The following is an 18385-nucleotide window of genomic DNA, read 5'->3' as shown; positions in this document are numbered from 1 at the left end:
TTGCTAGGTGCAGAACGTAACAGATTTGATACACGCGCCGTACAGACTTGTGAAATCGCTATGCTTTTCGGCGAAAAACGGGACAGTTGGCCCGCGATGCGATGGTCGCGACAACCGTCTAGGCGCCGGTGCATTCTGTCTTCTACGCCGCACCCTCCACCAAATAATAACAATGTGCTAATGGCCGGTACGACAGTTAACCACGAATACTTATCCGAGTATTCGTTTCAAATTTTTCATAATATAAAAGAAAAAGTTTAACGAATTCCGCAGCACTTTGGAGCGAAAATGGCAGCTACACCAGAACATGCCGCACGTGTTTTAGGCCTCGGCGACGATGCCACGCTCGAAGATGTGCGGCGGGTTCGTCGCGCCATGGCACTTAGGCATCACCCTGACCGTTCCAGTGATCCGAGCCGCTCATCCCGCCACTTGGCGCGTATCAATGCGGCCGCTGACACTTTGACGGCACATCTGAAAAAAACCGCTCTCCCCCGGTCAAAGCGGGCAAGACCGGACTATCGCAACTTCGCGCAACAGAAAACTGCAAGCGGTCGTTCAGACCAGTACAGTGGTCAATGTCGTCGAGCCGCATCGGCACAATCTGCGCCAGATGACCATGCCGAACGCACCGAAAAAGAGACGCGGTCGAAGGCCTCCGCACCTGTTTTGAACATGATCACAAGCCCTGAAGGCGCTGGACGACCCTCCGCCGCTGACGGCGCGCTGATCCGTCTGGCTGCTGCATCCTATCGCACCGTTCTAGACCAGATCAGCAGGATTGATACCGGTCCAAGAGTGGACACACGAGCCCTTTGCTACCCCCACATCTGACTGCGCCGCGGCAGGCCTGACTGCCAAGCTCCCTATTGGCCCTGTGACGGTTTTCGCGACGCCGATGATGGAGCGGGAGCATTCCGAAGCGCGCGGAAGGGCCGGCTCTCATTTACGCAAACTTCAACGCGCCACCGCGGTTAATTGGCTTGGAAGCGGGCTTCGATTGACCCAGGCAAGCACCGTTTCGGTGAATAGCCTTGGGTCTTGATTGCACCACGCGTGCCCCAGTTCCGGAACAGTTCTTGCAGTGCATTGGGGCATCAGATGCTGAAAGTCGGAAAGCGATTGCAAAATGGTGGGATGCTCTTTTTCTCCAGCGATCATGAGCGTCGGGACGTTGATCTCAGCAAGCAGGTCCTGCACATCAAATACCGAAACAAGATTTAGAAGCCTCCTGAGGGTGCGCGGGGATAGATTGGCCGCACCATCGGCCCGGTCGTAGATCTCCGGCGTTGTGACGCCCAGCGACGCGGCCATTCTCTTGCGAAACCATTTCAACCGAATAAGGGGTGAAATCGCTCCTGCAAAGCACTGCATCATCCGCGGGTTCGGGATGGCGCCCAGGTGAATTCCGCTGAGCATCGCCCGCGATATCAACTGAGGATGCCGCGCCATCAAGATCAATCCGACATAGCCCCCAAAAGAGAGCCCAACGAGATGCACCGGGCGGTGTCGTGGTTTCTCAAAAAGCAGTGCGGCAACAGTATCTGCAGCGTGCGCAAGGGTCTGGAGTTCGATGTTCCGGGAGTATCCGTGACCGGGAAGATCAGGAAGCAGACAGCGCATCTCCGGCAGACCGCCTGCAATCTGATGCCACATCGTTCCCGAAAAGCTGCCCGCGTGCAGAAACAAGATCGGATCGCCCTGAGGGGAACCCATTTCTGTGCAATAGAGCATTTTCAAGAAAACCTTTCGGGCTTTGATGTCATTGGTTTCGCCAGCGCGGCAACCGCTGATTTACGTTGTGCCAGCTTCTGACCAGGAGAAGACCTCATTAATCCAGGCTGGATCGACACGATAGAAAAAGCCATGCGCCGCTCCTGCGTGGAATGTCATGTCGTCGGCCTGCGAAAGCTGCGGATTGCGTGCAAAGAGCGGGGCGCAGAAAAAGCCTAGATCGTCGGCCACATCGACCATCGACAGGATTGACCCCTGCAAGCCGTCCGCCCGCCGATCACTGCCATCCACAACACCTGATGTGCATCCGGCCATCACCACGTATCGCAAAGACGGGTTTTGCAACCGCTTCGCCGTGAGCAAGGTGATGTATCCGCCTTTGCTGAAGCCAACCAAGGTGATGTTTTGCGGGGGCACGCCGTGCGATATCATTGCGGTGATCTCTTCGGTCAGGAAATCGGCGTAGTAAAACGGATCGGTATCGCCTACGCGCAAATGGGCAATGACATGCGCCTCGGTTCGGGCCAGAGCTGCAACAATATCGCCGTATGCATACAGTCCAAACCGCGGCGATACCGGGTCGACCCCTTCGGTTTCGATGATGCGTCCGTGGAGGTAAATGATGTATCGCTGATCGGTGGCAGGAGTCTTTGGAAAGGTGGAAAACACCTCGCCAGCAGGTGCCGCGCTGGAAATCAGGACCATCAGCAGCGCCGCAAGGATGGATCTGATCAGGTCGCCATACCTTTTAATGCATCGACTGGATTTACCCATCGTTTGGGCGCTACGCCCCCTTGGCTTGCTTCGTTTCTGGCCTCGGCTGGTCTGCATGTTCGGTTTCCTGTGCATCCGATTTTATTGCCCCTTCCTAGATGGGTGGACGGGAATTCGAAATGGCTGCGCAGCGGATTTGCTTCCTTCCCTATAAGAGCGGACAGCGACAGGGCGGATGCGGGGACGGTGCTCTGATCCGCTGCTCAAGAGGACAGCCAAGGCGCCTCCGAGCAATAAAAGTTCGTGGCGACTAGATCATTCGCCTTGCTACCCTAGCTTGTAATCTTAGGCTATTTATTCATACAATCGCCGACAGATTTGCAAAGGCGCATAGGTGATCCTCCCATGTCATTGTTGAAAAAATGGTTTTTTGTTCTGACAATTGCTCTTTTTCTCCCGAAAAACCCTGCCTTGGCGGATGAAAAACTGATCGTGGTGGCCGATGAATGGCCACCGTTCTCTGGAGGGACATTGCCGGGCCAGGGCATCTCGATAGACGTGACACGTGCGGTTTTGACACGTGCCGGATATATCGTGGAAACGGCGATCCTGCCCTGGTCGCGTGTGGTCAGCGGCGCCAAAGCTGGCGACTATGATGTTGTGACCAGCCTGTTTCTCGACCCGGAAATGCAGGTGTCGCTCAGCTATTCCGACGCGTTTTTCAAGACGCAGGTGAAATTCGTTCGAAAAAACGGATCGGATATCATGTATCGTGGGTTGAATTCGCTGCAGCCCTACACAATCGCAGTGGGAACCGGTTTTCTCTATGAACCCGAATTTGACGGCGCGGATCACCTCAATAAATTCGAGGTCACAACCACCCTTCAGGGCATTCAGATGGTCGCCGCCGGTCGCGTTGATCTGACGCTGGACAGCACGCATGTGATCAGGCATTCCATTCTCGGTGCGGACCCGGCGCTTTTGGAACAGATCGAATTCATGGACCCCGCATTGGCTGATCAGGAAATCCATATGGCGGTCTCGAAACTCAGGCCCGACCATGAAACCATCGTGTCTGACTTCAACGCCGCGCTTGCTGAAATGCAGGCAGATGGGTCGCTGGCCACGCTGCTCATCAAACATAATTTGAACTAGCCTAGATGCCCGAGCGATCAAACAACCGCCTTGCGTTCAAGCTGCTGCTTCTTGTGCTGCTGACTAGTGCGTTGCTGTCGGTCATTGCCACCTCGGTGCAGCTATATCTGACATTCCACCGACAGGATGCCACCCTGCGCGAGGTCACCCCGCAGATCCAAAACGGGTTTGGGCAAAGCCTCAGCCTGGCGCTCTGGTCTTATGACGTCCAGCAGGTCGATCAGATATTGGACGGCATCTTCTCAAACCCTGATATCGCGTCGATAAAACTGTCTACAGACGGAGGCAGACTCTGGGAGCGCGTGCCGAGTGATCCCGACGAAATCCTCCAGCTTGACAAGATCGAGCTTGTATACCGCGATCAGGCGCGTGGGGTTACCCCGCTTGGCACGCTTGAGCTAGGCCTCAGCCGCGCACGCATCTGGTCAGATCTCTATGCACAGGTGTTGGTGGTCTTCTTGTCGAATGTTGCCAAGGCCGGGTTCGCTTCCATCGCCATCTTTGTGATTTTTTCCCGGCTGGTCAGTCGGCATTTGCGTCGGATCGCCGCCTACGTCTCAGAACCGAATTGGCTGACGGATGGCCCACCGCTTGCGCTGGATCGTCCTGACACGTCGGTTGTGGATGACCTCGATGCGATCCTGGCTGCGGTCAACACCACGCGCACCCGGTTCTCCGACGTCAACAGCGACCTTGGCGCGGCGTCCGAACAATTACGCGTTGTGCTCGACACGACGATGAACGGTATCATCGGTCTCGACCAGTATGGCGTTGTCGATGTGATCAACCCCGCCGCACGGCATATGCTGGGCGGGAAATCGCAGCAAACGCCCTTCCAGTGGCCGGAAAGGATCAAATTCCTGGACATCGTGGACATGCGCCCGCTTGATGCCTCGTCGGACCCGATCAATCGTGCGCTGGCGGGTCAGGTGCTGACCGGTGAGACGCATTTGATGACACGGGACGGGCACCACGAGAACCGCTATGTGCGCGTCTCCAGCGCGCTGGTGGAGGATGAAGCCAGTAACCTGCGGTGTGTCATCGTGCTCGACGATGTGTCGCTGCTTGAAAAAAATCGGCAGCAGATCGAACGCAAGGGCAGACTTGACGCCCTTGGCCAACTGACCGGCGGCATTGCCCATGACTTCAACAACCTGCTCGCAACGATCCTTTATGCCATGCAGCTCACACGAGCAGATAACATCTCCGACCGCTCAGACCGGGTGCTGAAGACGGCGCTTGGCGCGGTGGAGCGCGGACGCGAATTGACCGGTCGTCTGCTGGCTTTTGCCAAACGCCAACCCGGCCTCGCAAAATCGCGCGCGCTGGCGGATAGCTTCAGAGAATTCGAATCCCTCGCCCGGCCCGCCATTGAGGCGAATGTTGACATTGTCTTGGTCCCGCCGGATCCGGAGCTGCTTGTCTATTGCGACCACGGTCAGTTGGACAATGCATTGCTGAACCTGGTCCTGAACAGCCGGGACGCCATCATGCGCAGTGGCAAGGGACGCAAGATCATCATCAAGGCGCGCGCGCTGGATGAAGTGGATGTGGACCTAGCGCTGCGGCGCGAAGACCTGCATGCCTATATCACACAAGGCATGATGGAGGAGCACGCCGAAGATGTCGCACGCCATGATGCCCGCGCGTATCGGTATGTGGAAATATCGGTCACGGATGACGGACCCGGCATGACAGATGAAGTGAAGCGGCGCGCCATCGATCCGTTTTTCACCACCAAGGACACCAACTCCGGCACGGGTCTGGGCCTGTCGATGGTCTATGGCTTCATTCAGCATTCGGACGGCGAATTGCGCATCTACTCCGAACTGGGCTATGGCAGCACAATCCGCATGATCCTGCCCCGCGGAACGACCGAAAACGAACGCGAAGCCCCGATCACGCGCCTGCCCATTCGGCGCGGCAACGGTCAGCAAATTCTTGTTGCCGAGGATGAAGAGAGCCTGTTGGTGGTGATGGAAGATCTGATCGCCGAACTGGGGTTCAGTTTCATCCCTGCGCGATCAGGACCGGAAGCGTTGCAAATCATTGAAGACGGCACGCAGGTTGATCTGCTGCTGACGGACATTGTCATGCCCGGCGGTATCGGTGGTTTTGAATTGGCCAGCCGTGTCCGGAAACTGCGCCCGGGCCTGCCGGTTGTTTACATGTCGGGCTACACCGGGTTTACCTCTTCTGAAATGGGAAAGGTCGTGGCACCGATGGTGCAAAAGCCCTGCCCGCCTGTTGAATTGGCTGAAATCCTGGCAGAGGCGCTCGCCGTGACATCAAAGGTAGATGAAAATTGAGCGCTGGTAGGGATGCTTGTCGAAAACGAAACGTACTGCCCCAATGATGGCTCTGTGGGATCCGGACCATCCACTCGAACCAAACGAACATACGGAGTAGCCGGTGGCCAAGATACTATTGATGGAAGATGACGAAAGCCTCGCGACTGTCCTGAGCGAAGTTCTGACCGCGGAAGGGCATGAGATCACGACATGCACTTCGGCCACCGATGCTTTTGCACATATTTCTGCTGCGAAGTTCGATCTTTTGATCACTGACATCATCGTGTTGAAAGACAATAAGTCAGTCCCCGATGGTGGTATTTCCCTGATCTCCAGGCTGCGGGGGGCGCTCAGCTGGAACCTCGAACCCTGGATGAAAGAGATGCCGATCATCGCCATTTCGGGTGCCATTCATAACCAGGGAATGGCCGATCTGCTGAACATTTCGCGCGACCTTGGCGCCGACATCACTTTGGGCAAGCCAACGGATACCAAGGATTTGCTGAACGCGATCAACCTTCTGCTTCGGAAATCACGCTAGGGCTTTTTGCATGATGGCCGCCGCCCGCGTGGCGCTCGATTGAGGCATTGGACAGGTCACGGCAATCGGTTGGCTTCTGCAAAGGCCGAGCGAGTCAACGAGTCGGACCGGCGTTGAGATCGCCCGTCTTCCCTTCCATGGGCCGCTCAGAGAAATGCCTCCAGTATGTTGTCTTGCGCCCATCTCAACCTTCACTGCGTATCATCATTTCTCAAATTTTTCAAAGCTCTAGGAAAATAAATCTACCTCTGATTGCCGGCATCACCTGACCCAATCTGATCACCGCTACAATTGACTTGACAGGTGACGCAATTCCACAAATGCTAGGACTACGTTACCGGTAACCTAAATTTGGCTGCCTGTCGCGCGGGGGAGGCAAGACAAAAAGATGACTGTCTACGGGCAGCATCGGTGTGACCGCTTACGGGTCTTATGTTTTTCATCTTCACCGCAAAACGCATGAATGAGACCCTGAAGGAGCAGCGCGATGTCCGACCCCACCCCTATCATCGAAATGCACGGCATTACGAAGCGTTTCGGTGGCGTCACCGCCCTGCGCAATGTCGATCTGACGGCCTATGCCGGGGAGGTGCTCGCAATCGTTGGGGACAATGGCGCGGGTAAATCGACGCTGATCAAGGTGCTGACCGGTGTGTACCAGCCGACCGAAGGGCATATCACATTCGACGGCGCGCCTTTGGTTATGTCGAGCCATGCCGACGCGATCACCAATGGCATAGATGCGGTTTATCAGAACCTTGCGATTGCCGATCATCTCACACCCGCGCAAAATCTCTTTCTCGGCTCTGAGCTGACCAAGCGGGTGATGGGCATCCCGATCCTCGACAATCGCGAAATGACCGAACAGGCCACCGCCGTCCTGAAGGACAGATTGGGCGTGCAGCTCAAGAGCATGGATGTGATGACAGAAAGCCTGTCAGGGGGACAACGGCAGGCCGTGGCGATTGCGCGCGCGGTACGCCACGACGATTTGCGGGTGCTAGTAATGGACGAACCCACTGCGGCCCTTGGTCCGCAGGAAACCGCACGGACGCTGAAACTGATCGAAGTTCTCAAGGACCAGGGCCTGGCCGTCATCGTGATCAGCCACGCGCTGGATGATGTCTTCGAGATTTCAGACCGCATCCACGTGATGCGCCGCGGCGAATGTGCGGGCGTTGTGCGCACCGCTGAAACCACCAGCCAGGAAGTCCTGGGGCTCATCACGGGCGCAAATCTTACACAAGGAGGTGCCGCAGCATGAGCGCCACAGCCACACCCACAAGCCTCGCCGCGCGGATCGAACCCTATATGGGCATTCTTGGGCCCATGGCGATGATCGCCATGATCGCGCTCTTCATGGGCGCGGTTGAACCCGCCCGATATTTCCGGATGTCCAACATCAACCAGATCCTGCTGGATGCAGCCCTCTACATGCCCATGGCCATGGCGATGACATTTGTCATCACGCAACGCGGGATCGATCTGTCGATTGGGTCCGTTGCCGCCCTCTCTGCCATCATGATGGCCTTCCTGATCAAGCAATACGATTTCCCCGCGTGGGTCGCGGTGATCATCTGTCTGGCGCTTGGCGCGGGCATGGGGCTGATCAACGGTCTGGTGATCACGGTCTTTCGGGTCCCGGATCTGATCGGCACGCTGGCGATGGATCTGGTGTACCGAGGCTTTGCGCTGGTGCTGGCCAAAGGCCTTGTGCTGGCCCGTTTTCCAGACCTGATCACCGAGATCGGGCGCGGGCAGACCCTGCAATTTCTGCCAACACCGGTCGTCATTGGCTTGCTGACGCTGATTGCGGGCTACATCCTGCTGCGCGCCACGCATTTTGGCCGCTACACCATCGCCATCGGATCGAACCCCGAAGCCTCGGAGATGACCGGGATCAGCGTCGACCGGCACCGCGTCTATGCCTATGTTCTGATGGGCACGATGGCCGCACTGGCGGGCCTGATGCTCACCGGCAAGCTGAACGCGGTGCAGGCGACATCGGCACCCTATTTCAACTTGCACGTCATCGCGGCGGTGGTAGTGGGGGGCACGTCCCTTTTCGGCGGGCGCGCCTCGATGATCGGGTCGCTGGCCGGGGTGCTGCTGTTGTCGATGATGATCAACGCTCTGGTAACACTGCGGATTGAATTCTTCTGGCAGTCGGTGGCCTCCGGTGTCGTCATCATCCTGTCGGTCGCGATCTATACCTGGCTGCAAAAGAAAGACCGCGACGGCAGCGGTGGCATGGCGGCAGTTATCGCCAATCCTGACAACCGGAAAATCGGCCTTCTGGCCATTGGCCTGGCCGTCGCAATCCTCGTGCTCCTCGCACTTGGTGCGGCCCTCGGCGGCCCGGCAACCACCTAAAACAATCGACCGGGGCAACCCCCTTTTCATCACCATGGGAGGTATCATGATGAAAACGTATCTACGCAAAGCGACCTGTGTCGCGGCATTGCTGGCAGGCAGCATGGCATTTGCCGATGGGCACTTGCCGCTCAAAACCCTGCCTGACGATGGCGAACGCGACTATTGGGTGCCTGAACAGGTCAACGCCGAGGGCACTTTGGAAGCGCTGCAAGCCGTCGTCGGGGCCGAAGCCGTGCCCTTCAAGGGCAGCCTTGAAAACCCGATCCAGATCGCTCTGATCTATCCCTCGGCAGACACTTCGGACTTCTGGGCGCGCAACTATCTGGCCCTGGTCAAACGACTGGACCAGCTGGGCATTGCCTATGAAACAACCGAATTCGCCTCGCGTCAGATTGAGCATTCGCTGCAATCCACCTACGCATCGCAGGTGGACCAGGATGCCGATCTCTATGATTTCGTGATTTTCGGTCCGTCGGAATTGGCGACACAGGCCGATAACATCGACAAGCTTTCTGGAAATCCGGATCTGACCACCTTTGTCTGGGCGTTCCACACGCCGCTGACCTATCTGGAGAACCAACCGGCCAACTGGTTTGATTTCTCCTCGGCCTTTGGTGCGCTCAAGATGTGCGACTATATGCTCGGGCGCTTGGGGAATGATGTCACCTATGCGATGAACCGCGGCATTCCGGGCATCACCGACAACCAGCGGTCCGGTGATTTCAAGGATTGCGTGGCCGAGAAAGGCAACTGGAACGCGGTCTATGAGCACTACGGCGAATACCAGCGCGAAGGTGGTTTTGAAGGCACCAGCCTGATCCTGCAGGCCTACCCCGAAGCCAAGATCATCCACAATGCGAACACCGCCATGGCAATGGGGTCGGTTGAAGCCCAGGTCGCGGTTGGCGCTGAAAAGGATGTCTTTTCAACCGGATGGGGTGGCACCGGCCTGGAGCTCGACGCGATCCGCCGCGGCGAGCTGGACGCAACCCCGATGCGGATGGGCGACGATGTGGGTGCCGCAACGGCTGAAGCGATCAAGTATCACCTCGAAGACCGCGCCTCGGAACTGCCGTTCGTATTCCTGGGTCGGATCACCATCGCGCATGACGAAATGACGGTGGAGGAAATCGACGCCCTTGAACAAGAAGCCTTCCGGTTCTCGGGTGTGGGGGCACTTGACCGCTAAGGTCCCTTGACCACGAAAATAACGTTTCTTGACTGAGGCGAGCCGGTGACCCCGAAACCGAAATTCGGCTTTGGGCGACCGGCTCGCCTTTTCAATCTGCGGTAACCCAAGTGTGGGTACTGGCATCTGCGGGCAATAGGATCTCGATGCACACATGATCCAATGTCGCATCCATTCCCACGGTCAAACGCAAGATCAGCGCAGGCAAGAGAATGCACCGGAAGAAGCTGGTCAGGTAGAAGTGCGAAATACACCGAAAACGCCGACCTGCCGCAAGCTAATTTTGGTTCTTTTTCGGGCGGTTCACCAGTCCGGTTTGCACGGCAAAACGCGCGTCACTCTTGGAACCCCGGTCGAAAAATGCGTAACGTTGCGGTGGCAACGCAACGCCCCCTTCACAACGGCATTTTACTCAGTCAGCCCTCATAAAAGAGACATCTGATCATGCACGGATATTTGGCGAAAGTTATGCTCGCGGTCGGAGCTGCTGGCATAGCCGTTGCCGTCGCCTGCACGTCGCAAAACCCCGTTGTGCCCGCTGCATGCTCCGCCCCTGCGACCTATGCCGGACCATCGCTGCGGGACCCGCTTCCAAAGTCAAGCGTGACCCTCAACTCAGCAGCACAATCCGGTCTGTCGGAAGCTGAAGTAACCCGTCTCGCCGCAAATTTTGACACCGCATTCCGGGCAACCAAAGCCCGCTCAATGACTGCCGCCGTTTGGCAAGAGGGTGGATCGCCCTGGACGCATCGGGAAGGCTCTGACCCAGAGCAATTGCACTACTGGGCAAGCGTTGGGAAAATACTCACCGCTGCGGCCATTCTTCGGCTGCGGGCCGATAGCCGCCTCTCTCTCGACACCCCAATCTCCGATTATGTGTCCGGTGTGCCGAACGGAGATCTGATCACGTTGCAGATGCTGCTGAACCACACCTCGGGCTTGTTCAGCGCGAATGAAGATGCACAGGTGCGTAAAAGCAGTACCGCGCTGGATTTACCCGACCTTATTGACGTCCTGAACCGGCGCGGCTCCTACGCTTGCCCCGGCACATATTGGCGCTATTCAAACTCGGGCTACACCCTGCTCGGCGTGGTCCTCGAAGAGGTAACCGGCAAGCCCTATCATCAAGCGGCAACGGACCTGGTGCTGTCGCGCAGCCGGGCACCGCGCATACGCGTGCTGGCGCCGGACGATCCCCTCGCTGATTTGGCCCCACTTGCAACCGATCAATTTAACCCGGCGCACGCACAGGCCGCCGGAGGTGTCGTTGCCGATGCAGGCAGCATGGCAATTTTCCTGCAGGACCTTTTTGCAGGAGATATTCTGCCCGCTGCACAGGTCGAAGAGATGTTTCATGACCTCTATCCGATGGCGGATCCCGGTCTTTGGTACGGGCTGGGCGTGATGGCCTATGACGTGCCCACTGCCGAAGGCGCAACGCTCTGGCTTGGGCACTCCGGTGGCGTTGAGGGTGCGAAAGCCGTTGCTGCTTATGTACCGTCACGCCGCGCCATTGTGACCGTGGCACTGGCCGGTGACGGATCAGCAGAGGCTGCGGCCAATCTCCTGTTATCGGCATTGGACGACTGAAGTAGATCAAATCTTCGCGCCCCGGTATCAATGAGACAGTTCCGGCTCTTCCCACGCCACGGCAAGCGGAGATGAGACGGATATACTCATTCACCAGTAGAAGAAGCACCCTGGCCTCTCACGCTTCGACGCTTTGCCCGGCTTCCTGCAGATTTCGAGCGCGAATTTCCGACCAGTTGGGCGCGCATTTGTATCCCCCGCCGGCAAGAGGGAGAGCAAGCAATGTGCTACGCTCCGACACGAGGGCGCCGCTCTCCAGCAGCCTGTCGATGGCCGCCTCGATCTCTTTCGTTTCGTGATCGGGCGCCAGTTTCTCGACCACGCGATGATATGAAGTGATGCAGCTACACTGGCGGATGATATCCGATTCAAGTCTGCTCAGGTGCGATCTACGCTTTGACGGGCCGCGATGATCGATCAGCGTAAAATCCTGTGCCGTTTGATCTTCGATATAGTAGAGCGCCTGCCCATGGCATTCGATCCAGTTGGTGACAGCGGTCCGGGTACAACGCGAGTATTCATGCGCCGCATCGATGCCCGCGCCCGACATCTGATGATGATAGCTGAATTGCCCGAGATCCTCGCCCACGCCTGCGTAAATGTAGCGATAAGGTGCGGCCGGAGAGAGATCGACATTATAGTCCGCCGGTCTCGAAAAATACGGGCTGAACCGATCAGCCCGCACCGGCGCAAACGCGGCGGGCGGTTGTAGATGGTGCAGGTGGGGGATCAGATCTGCCATCCGCTGATAGCTTTGCGGGTCTTCATCTGGAAATCCGAAAATGAAACCCCAGTCGACAAAAATACCCGCCTGCGCACAGAGCTTAAGGGTCTGAATGTTCTGCAGCGCCGTGACACCCTTTTTCATCAGCTTCAGAATACCGGTATCGAGCGTTTCAATGCCGGGCTGGATCTTGCGAATACCGGCCTTGGCCATTGCGTCGATATGTTTGGGAAACAGGTTGGATTTGACCTCGTAATGCATCAGGTAGGGGTGCGGGTCATCGCGCAGCATCGGCAACAGGCTGTCAAAATAGGCGTAGTCCAGGATGTTGTCGACCACCACGAAATCGGCACCATACTGATCCGCTTGATGGCGGAATTCGGTAAGGGCACGCTCAGGCGACTTGCTGCGGTAAGCCATCGAATTTCCGTTCAATCCGCAGAACGTGCAATGGTGTTTGGCCCCCCACCAACAGCCGCGCGAGGTTTCGATGGTGGGCGCGGGTTGCAACAGGTCGCTCAAACCGGGTGTGCCATCAAAGCTGGCATAAAAATCCGAAAAATCTGGGATCGGCAAAGCGTCCAGGTCGAGGACACCGGGTGTTGTCTGGCTATCGGTCTCGCCGGCCTCTCTGGTCAGGATACCGGCCACGTTCGGGAGCACGCCCGTTTGCAGATACATATCAACAAAGGTGGGAAAGGACATGTCACCTTCGCCGCTGCAGACCGCATCAATAGCATCAAACTGTTTCAGCAGGTTCTGGCCCAGTTCCGCCTCGCAATTCGCACCACCAAAGATGATCGGAATGTGAGGGGCGCGCAATTTGAGCGCCTTAGCAAAGGCAACCGACGCCAGATTCTGCTGAAACGAGGTCGTGACGCCAACCAAGGCCGGCTGTTGCGCGGCCACCGATGCCGCACAGCTATCGATGAAATCACGGGTTTTGCTGCGTGCGGACAGCGCGAGGCTCATGAGCTGGAGCACTTCCAGCGGTTCTGCAAAATCCGGCAGGATGGTCGCGAGGTATTCCATATCCAGATCTTCGGGTCGCTCGAAAACCAGATCAGAGAATATCCATTCTCCTAGAAATGCCTGATAAAAATTCTCATGGGAGAGCATGAGATAGGATTCAACACCGATCCTCGTCGCGAAGTCGAATGCGAAGTAATCAAGCGCGCATTTGATACCGCGACCCCGCAGCGCCGTCGTCAGCAGGCTGGCACCCAGGTTTGGGTATTGCAACGAGGTGAAGGGTAAGGAGACAATATGCACACCTTGTCTCTTTTCATGCGGCGTCATTTCCCGGCGCTAAGGGCGGGGTGCCCTAGCCGCACCTCGGGCGAATAACGCCGTCTGCCGAATCCAGATAGGATTTCCGAAGAGTTTCCAGCGCCTCTTCGAGGCTGACACCGCGATTGCCCTCCCCCAAGGCTTCCGCAATGGCCTTGATCAGCGCGATTGCCTTTTCGTCGGCGACCCCGTCAACCGTCGTGCTGATCTGCATCTTTTTCAGCGTGCCGTCAGGGTCCTTGACGAATGCCTCACGGAAACCCCGGTCCATAATCGCGCGACCGATAATTGATTGCACATCATCGAGTGAAAGATGCTTGGAGCCGTGTTTGTGTTCGCCGTCTGCCATGAAATTTCCCCTATTTCAAAAATCTGATTGCATAACTTGCCAATTCATTGGGCAACATTGTTCCCGCGTCAATAGACACAACCTCAGAGTGTAAGTTGAATGTCCCTCTTGTGTCCGCAAGTTGTTAAAGATCATAATACACGCGAGGCGGTTTATGCAGCCCTGTTTGGAGAAAACTTTGCCTGATCGCCACGAGAAACCAGGTCGAAAAAATCGTAAAGTGCATATCGAAGCGCGCGAGCAGAAGATATGTACAATCGTCTTCATCGATATTGTCAGTTCCACAGCGCTGATTGAAGATCTCGACCCCGAAGAGGCTTTGGACCGGCTTGGGCCCGCGGTCGAGTTGATCATGGATACCTGCGAAGAATTTGGTGCCTCGGTTCGGTTTGTGGGCGATGGTGCCATGGCCGCTTTCGGCTTTCCCGCAGCTGATGAAAGTCACTGCCTGCGCGCCGTCGAAGCTGGCTTGACCGTGGTCGAGCGGATTGCCGACATGCAAGAAGACCGCGTCGACATTCGTGTGGGCATCCATACCGGCCCGGTGTTGTTTGGCAATCTGTCCCACACCAGTTTCGACGAATTGACCTTGACCGGATCTGTCGTGCATCTGGCCGATAAAATCCAGTCCGTGGCGGCCAATAACTCGGTCACCGTGTCCCCGACCGTCATCGATGCTGTTGGCGAGATGTTTCATGTTCGAGAGTTGGGCGAAACCTTCGTGCGCGGGATGGATCAGCCGCTCAGACTGTTTGAAATCGAAAAACGCAACGAATCCGTCTCTCGCTGGAAAACGCGCGTTGATCGCGGGCTGTCGCATTTTGTCGGGCGGAAAGCAGACCTCGACAGGCTTCAACAGGCCTGGGCGCGGGCGCGTTCGGGCGCGGGCTCAGCCGTGGCACTTGTGGGCGAGGCCGGCATCGGAAAATCGCGGCTGGTTCACGAGTTTACTGCCGAGATCGACCAGACGGCTGCTGAAGTGCTAGAATTCAGTGCCACCGCGCTGGACAGACAGGTCGCCTATGCGCCGATTTCCCGGACCCTCGGCCTCTGGCTTGACCTGCCGAAAACCCCCGATCCTGCGCGCATCTCTCAGAAGTTGATGCCATATCTGCAACAGGATTCAGCAAAACGCGCTCGGCGAGCAAACGCACTCTACTCTGTTCTACACTCCAAAAGCGAAGACCCGGCCTGGGTGATGTTAAGCCCCAAGCTGCAACAAGAGGCCATCGTCGATGCGCTGCTGACGATCTTTCAGGCGTTATCGACAAAAAAGCCGCTTGTTCTTGTCTTTGAGGACATACACTGGACCGATCAATATACCAAAACGCTTGTGTCACATCTGGTTGCAGCGGCGCCAGCCTTCCCGCTTTTGGTGATCGTGACCTCCCGCACCGAGACAGATGTCCCCGGGTATCCCGATGGAACAATCGACAAGATCACGCTTGGACCGCTCGATGATGCCTCAAGCCGCGATCTGATCAGTAACTTGCTGCCCCGTTCGGACGGCAAGGAAGACCTGAGTGACTTCGTAGATGACATCTGCGGGCAGACACCACTTTTTATTGAAGAAGTCATCCGCAATCTGAAGTCGTCCGGATTGCCCGCAGTCAGGCGCAAGGGCGGTGGTTTCAAGGTCCCCGACAGCGTTCAACCCCTGATCGCACAACGCCTCGATGCGCTGCCCACCGCGACCCGCCAGACATTGCAGATGGCGGCCGTCATCGGGTCTGAGTTCTCGGTTAATTTACTGCGGATGATGCTTCGCCGGGAAGGTCTGGAAGATGATGCATCCCTGGTTTCACTGGCCAAGCTCGACCTCATCGAGAACATTGAAAAACCCGTTGCAAAATTTCGCCACGCGCTGATCCATCAGGTCACATACTCGGGGCTACCGAAACGGCGGCTACGGCATCTGCACGGCGTGTCCGTAGACATCATCGACGGTATGAGCCGTGGCAGCGACCTGGCGACCATGACGTCCCTCGCCTTTCACGCGGAGAGATCGCAGCGCTGGGTCGAAGCTGCGGCATCCTATGTGCGCTGCGGCCATCTGGCCATCGAGCGCGCGGCCTTTGATGATGCCGTGATCCATTTCAGGGAAGCTCTCAAATGCGCCGAAAAAGTGGACGCCAATCCGCATAGAACCGCGTCCATCGGCATTCAGGCCCGTCAGGGGTTGCGCGTCGCTCTGCTGCCCAAGGCGGATTTCACACAGATCATGGCCATCGCCGCCGAGATCGAAAGCCTTTCGCAGCAGGTGGGCGATGATGCATCCGCGCTTGGCGCGAGCATCGACCGGACCATCATGATGACGATCCTGTCAGACCTCCGCGAGGCGATCAAAATCGGTCGTCAGACATTGGACCGGGCCATCGACAGGGGTGCCCCAGGTTTCATCGCCACGGCTGCATTTGCGCTGAGCCAGGCCTATTGGTTCAAGGCGGATTACGACGCCGCCGTTCAGATCGAAACCGATTTCGGTCATCTTTTCACGCCGGAAAATGACCGCCTGAACAACCGAACTGCTGGCACCCTGTCGGTGCTGGGAACCTGCACCCATGCAAATTCGCTCAGCCTGTCTGGCCATCTCGAAGATGCAGGCCGTGTTTGCGAACAGGTCAAAGCCTTGGTTGAGCGATCAGCAAAGCCCTATGATCGCGCATTCGGCAGCATTTCCTTAGGCTTTTACCATCTGCAGCGCGGAGACCACGCGCAAAGCCTCGATATTCTGAACGAGGCCATGAAAATCTGCGAACACGCGCGCATTGAAGTGCTTCCCGCCTTTTTGTCAGCCCCACGCGCACGTGCTTATGCAAAGCTGGGCCAGATTGAAAATGCTCACGGCGCACTGACGGTCGGGTACAATATTGCAATTCCGACGGGCACAGAAGCCTTTCACGCGCAATTGCTGGCCGCGGAGGTCGACATCAGATACGAGATTGGCGAATTGACCGGCAGCGAAGCAATCGTCGGACAGTTGACCCGCCTTTGCGAAAAAAACGGCTACGATGGTCTTTTGCGTCGCGTCCGGCAGCTGTTCCAAAACGGGCATTTTACTGCGGTGTGACCTTCCCTCTTGGCGAAAGACAGTAACAGACCAGAATGCGCGCCCCAAATTGGCCCTCTGCGTCCCAGTTGCCACCGCGGTCGGTTGGCCACATTGTCGAAAATTGCGCTCAGCATCTGTTCGTTGGCGAAATCTCGCATTGTGATGCGGTGAAATCGTTTGTGCGTTTCGAGCTGAGTTATGGCCCTGCCAGACTGCCCGTCCACTGTGCAAAGGCATCCGCGATAAGAATTTTGTCTGAGCCGATCACGAAGGTTGCAACACCCCGACCGCGCCAATGCTTGATCAGGTTTTTGGCCTCGTCCTTGTCAGGCGAAAATACCGGCATCATCACCGGTACCCCCGCTGCGATTGCAGTGCCAACCATGTGCTCGACGGCTTCAGACACCTCCGCCGCGCGCCAGTCGCCGTGAAATCCCATGGAAACCGACAGGTCGAAAGGACCACACATCAATGCGGTGAGGCCCTGCACCCGCACAATCGCTTCAATATTCTCGACCCCCTTGGCCGTCTCAACTAAAGCGATAGCCCCCACGCGTGCCTCTTCGGCGGCGACATAGTCACTCCAGTTGCGAATGAAATGACCGCCCGAGCGGCAACACGGACAGGCACCGCGCAATCCGTGAGGCCCGAAACGGGTGGCCGCGATGGCGCGCTCCACCGCTTCGGCGGTTTCCAGATTAGGGATCACCACGTGACGGATGCCCGCATCAAGCGCTTTCATGATCTGCACCGGATCGTTGTCAGGCAGACGCACAGCGCAAGCGATATCGTTGGCATCCGCCGCCCGCGCGATGCGTTCCGCCGTCCTGATGCCAAAAGGGCCGTGCTGGCAGTCGATGACCGTGAAGGAAAAGCCATTCAGCCCAATTAAATCAATGAGTTCGGGGGCCGCGATCTGCGTCCATGTCCCCAGTGTCGTCTGATCGCAAGCCAACAAGGATTTGAGATCGCGGCTCATGACGTCAGCCCAAGGATGGCTTTGCATTTGATTTCGACGATGATGCCGGGCATCGAAAAGCCGCGCACGGCAAAGCCCGTCCAGGTAGGGAAGAGGTTGGTGAAGAACCGATCCTTGACGGCCATGAAGGTTTTCAGATCACCCATGTCAGGGGCAAACCAGCTTTCGAGCTCTACCACATCATCCCAATCGGCCCCCGCGGCAGCAAGCACCTTGCCCATATTTTCGAAGGCTTGGGTATATTGCGCCTCCACACCCTCAACAACGTTCAGATCTGCATCGCGTCCCACCTGGCCCGAGCAATACAGTGTATCGCCCACCAGAATACCGGGGGCGTAGTGGTAGGTATCATAGATGTTTTCCATCCCTTGCGGGACAATGACCTGGCGCTTGGGCATAGG

General features: G+C 57.1%; 15 protein-coding genes. 9 read left to right on the top strand and 6 right to left on the bottom strand.

Annotation, left to right across the window (positions count from 1 at the left end; translation table 11 throughout):
* The first annotated feature begins 288 nt into the window (after positions 1-288).
* Entirely contained in the window at positions 289-834 is a 546-nt protein-coding gene (locus Q1A20_RS26125) for a DnaJ domain-containing protein (protein WP_367180879.1), read from the top strand.
* 123 nt (positions 835-957) lie between these two features.
* Here the strand turns inward: Q1A20_RS26125 and Q1A20_RS09530 are convergent, their stop codons facing one another.
* Together Q1A20_RS09530 and Q1A20_RS09525 are read right to left on the bottom strand one after the other, a co-directional pair.
* Complete coding sequence (locus Q1A20_RS09530) at positions 958-1656, bottom strand: alpha/beta fold hydrolase (RefSeq protein ID WP_299407699.1); 699 nt, start codon at positions 1654-1656, stop codon at positions 958-960.
* Positions 1657-1794: 138 nt separating this feature from the next.
* Positions 1795-2439 carry a hypothetical protein gene (locus tag Q1A20_RS09525; protein ID WP_299406870.1) on the bottom strand — a complete coding sequence of 215 codons (645 nt, stop codon included), beginning with the start codon at positions 2437-2439 and terminating at the stop codon, positions 1795-1797.
* A 414-nt stretch (positions 2440-2853) separates the two neighbouring features.
* Between Q1A20_RS09525 and Q1A20_RS09520 the strand changes: the two genes are divergently transcribed.
* The 7 genes from Q1A20_RS09520 to Q1A20_RS09490 all read left to right on the top strand — a co-directional run bounded on the left by Q1A20_RS09520 (position 2854) and on the right by Q1A20_RS09490 (position 11590).
* The gene (locus Q1A20_RS09520) at positions 2854-3603 is read left to right on the top strand and encodes an ABC transporter substrate-binding protein (RefSeq protein ID WP_299916817.1); all 750 of its coding nucleotides are present in this window, start codon (positions 2854-2856) and stop codon (positions 3601-3603) included.
* Between the two features lie 5 nt (positions 3604-3608).
* The gene (locus Q1A20_RS09515) at positions 3609-5912 is read left to right on the top strand and encodes an ATP-binding protein (protein ID WP_299406865.1); all 2304 of its coding nucleotides are present in this window, start codon (positions 3609-3611) and stop codon (positions 5910-5912) included.
* A 103-nt stretch (positions 5913-6015) separates the two neighbouring features.
* Complete coding sequence (locus tag Q1A20_RS09510) at positions 6016-6435, top strand: response regulator (protein WP_298972779.1); 420 nt, start codon at positions 6016-6018, stop codon at positions 6433-6435.
* Between the two features lie 487 nt (positions 6436-6922).
* Positions 6923-7699 carry an ATP-binding cassette domain-containing protein gene (locus tag Q1A20_RS09505; RefSeq protein ID WP_299406861.1) on the top strand — a complete coding sequence of 259 codons (777 nt, stop codon included), beginning with the start codon at positions 6923-6925 and terminating at the stop codon, positions 7697-7699.
* The gene (locus Q1A20_RS09500; protein WP_299500635.1) at positions 7696-8808 is read left to right on the top strand and encodes an ABC transporter permease; all 1113 of its coding nucleotides are present in this window, start codon (positions 7696-7698) and stop codon (positions 8806-8808) included. The genes Q1A20_RS09505 and Q1A20_RS09500 overlap by 4 nt, the downstream gene beginning before the upstream one ends.
* A gap of 46 nt (positions 8809-8854) precedes the next feature.
* Positions 8855-10000, top strand: coding sequence for a substrate-binding domain-containing protein (locus Q1A20_RS09495; protein WP_299916816.1), 1146 nt, complete (start codon positions 8855-8857; stop codon positions 9998-10000).
* 468 nt (positions 10001-10468) lie between these two features.
* Positions 10469-11590, top strand: coding sequence for a serine hydrolase (locus Q1A20_RS09490; RefSeq protein ID WP_299916815.1), 1122 nt, complete (start codon positions 10469-10471; stop codon positions 11588-11590).
* Positions 11591-11708: 118 nt separating this feature from the next.
* Here the strand turns inward: Q1A20_RS09490 and Q1A20_RS09485 are convergent, their stop codons facing one another.
* Together Q1A20_RS09485 and Q1A20_RS09480 are read right to left on the bottom strand one after the other, a co-directional pair.
* Positions 11709-13586, bottom strand: a complete 1878-nt coding sequence (locus Q1A20_RS09485) for a RiPP maturation radical SAM C-methyltransferase (protein ID WP_299916814.1) — start codon at positions 13584-13586, stop codon at positions 11709-11711.
* A gap of 52 nt (positions 13587-13638) precedes the next feature.
* Positions 13639-13953, bottom strand: a complete 315-nt coding sequence (locus Q1A20_RS09480; RefSeq protein WP_298972768.1) for an Os1348 family NHLP clan protein — start codon at positions 13951-13953, stop codon at positions 13639-13641.
* A gap of 220 nt (positions 13954-14173) precedes the next feature.
* Here Q1A20_RS09480 and Q1A20_RS09475 point away from each other — a divergent pair, with 220 nt between their 5' ends.
* Positions 14174-17023, top strand: a complete 2850-nt coding sequence (locus Q1A20_RS09475) for an adenylate/guanylate cyclase domain-containing protein (protein WP_299916813.1) — start codon at positions 14174-14176, stop codon at positions 17021-17023.
* 178 nt (positions 17024-17201) lie between these two features.
* On the opposite strand, the gene Q1A20_RS09470 is transcribed toward Q1A20_RS09475, so the two are convergent.
* A complete protein-coding gene (locus tag Q1A20_RS09470; RefSeq protein ID WP_299916812.1) occupies positions 17202-17984 on the bottom strand; it encodes an aldolase/citrate lyase family protein in 783 nt (260 codons plus the stop codon).
* A complete protein-coding gene (locus Q1A20_RS09465) occupies positions 17981-18382 on the bottom strand; it encodes a RidA family protein (RefSeq protein ID WP_299916811.1) in 402 nt (133 codons plus the stop codon). Before Q1A20_RS09465 ends, Q1A20_RS09470 begins: the two co-directional genes overlap by 4 nt.
* Positions 18383-18385: the final 3 nt, after the last annotated feature.

Source organism: uncultured Roseobacter sp., from assembly GCF_947501835.1.
Taxonomy (GTDB): Bacteria; Pseudomonadota; Alphaproteobacteria; order Rhodobacterales; family Rhodobacteraceae; genus Roseobacter.
Note: the sequence above shows the minus strand (reverse complement) of the source record. Positions and strands in the feature narration are given on the sequence as shown.

What these genes read in the sequence shown, in the direction of transcription:
- Q1A20_RS26125 (WP_367180879.1), top strand. Translation starts at nt 289, where the DNA reads ATGGCAGCTACACCAGAACATGCCGCACGTGTTTTAGGCCTCGGCGAC.
- Q1A20_RS09530 (WP_299407699.1), bottom strand. Translation starts at nt 1,656, where the DNA reads ATGTGGCATCAGATTGCAGGCGGTCTGCCGGAGATGCGCTGTCTGCTT.
- Q1A20_RS09525 (WP_299406870.1), bottom strand. Translation starts at nt 2,439, where the DNA reads ATGGTCCTGATTTCCAGCGCGGCACCTGCTGGCGAGGTGTTTTCCACC.
- Q1A20_RS09520 (WP_299916817.1), top strand. Translation starts at nt 2,854, where the DNA reads ATGTCATTGTTGAAAAAATGGTTTTTTGTTCTGACAATTGCTCTTTTT.
- Q1A20_RS09515 (WP_299406865.1), top strand. Translation starts at nt 3,609, where the DNA reads ATGCCCGAGCGATCAAACAACCGCCTTGCGTTCAAGCTGCTGCTTCTT.
- Q1A20_RS09505 (WP_299406861.1), top strand. Translation starts at nt 6,923, where the DNA reads ATGTCCGACCCCACCCCTATCATCGAAATGCACGGCATTACGAAGCGT.
- Q1A20_RS09500 (WP_299500635.1), top strand. Translation starts at nt 7,696, where the DNA reads ATGAGCGCCACAGCCACACCCACAAGCCTCGCCGCGCGGATCGAACCC.
- Q1A20_RS09495 (WP_299916816.1), top strand. Translation starts at nt 8,855, where the DNA reads ATGATGAAAACGTATCTACGCAAAGCGACCTGTGTCGCGGCATTGCTG.
- Q1A20_RS09490 (WP_299916815.1), top strand. Translation starts at nt 10,469, where the DNA reads ATGCTCGCGGTCGGAGCTGCTGGCATAGCCGTTGCCGTCGCCTGCACG.
- Q1A20_RS09480 (WP_298972768.1), bottom strand. Translation starts at nt 13,953, where the DNA reads ATGGCAGACGGCGAACACAAACACGGCTCCAAGCATCTTTCACTCGAT.
- Q1A20_RS09470 (WP_299916812.1), bottom strand. Translation starts at nt 17,984, where the DNA reads ATGAGCCGCGATCTCAAATCCTTGTTGGCTTGCGATCAGACGACACTG.
- Q1A20_RS09465 (WP_299916811.1), bottom strand. Translation starts at nt 18,382, where the DNA reads ATGCCCAAGCGCCAGGTCATTGTCCCGCAAGGGATGGAAAACATCTAT.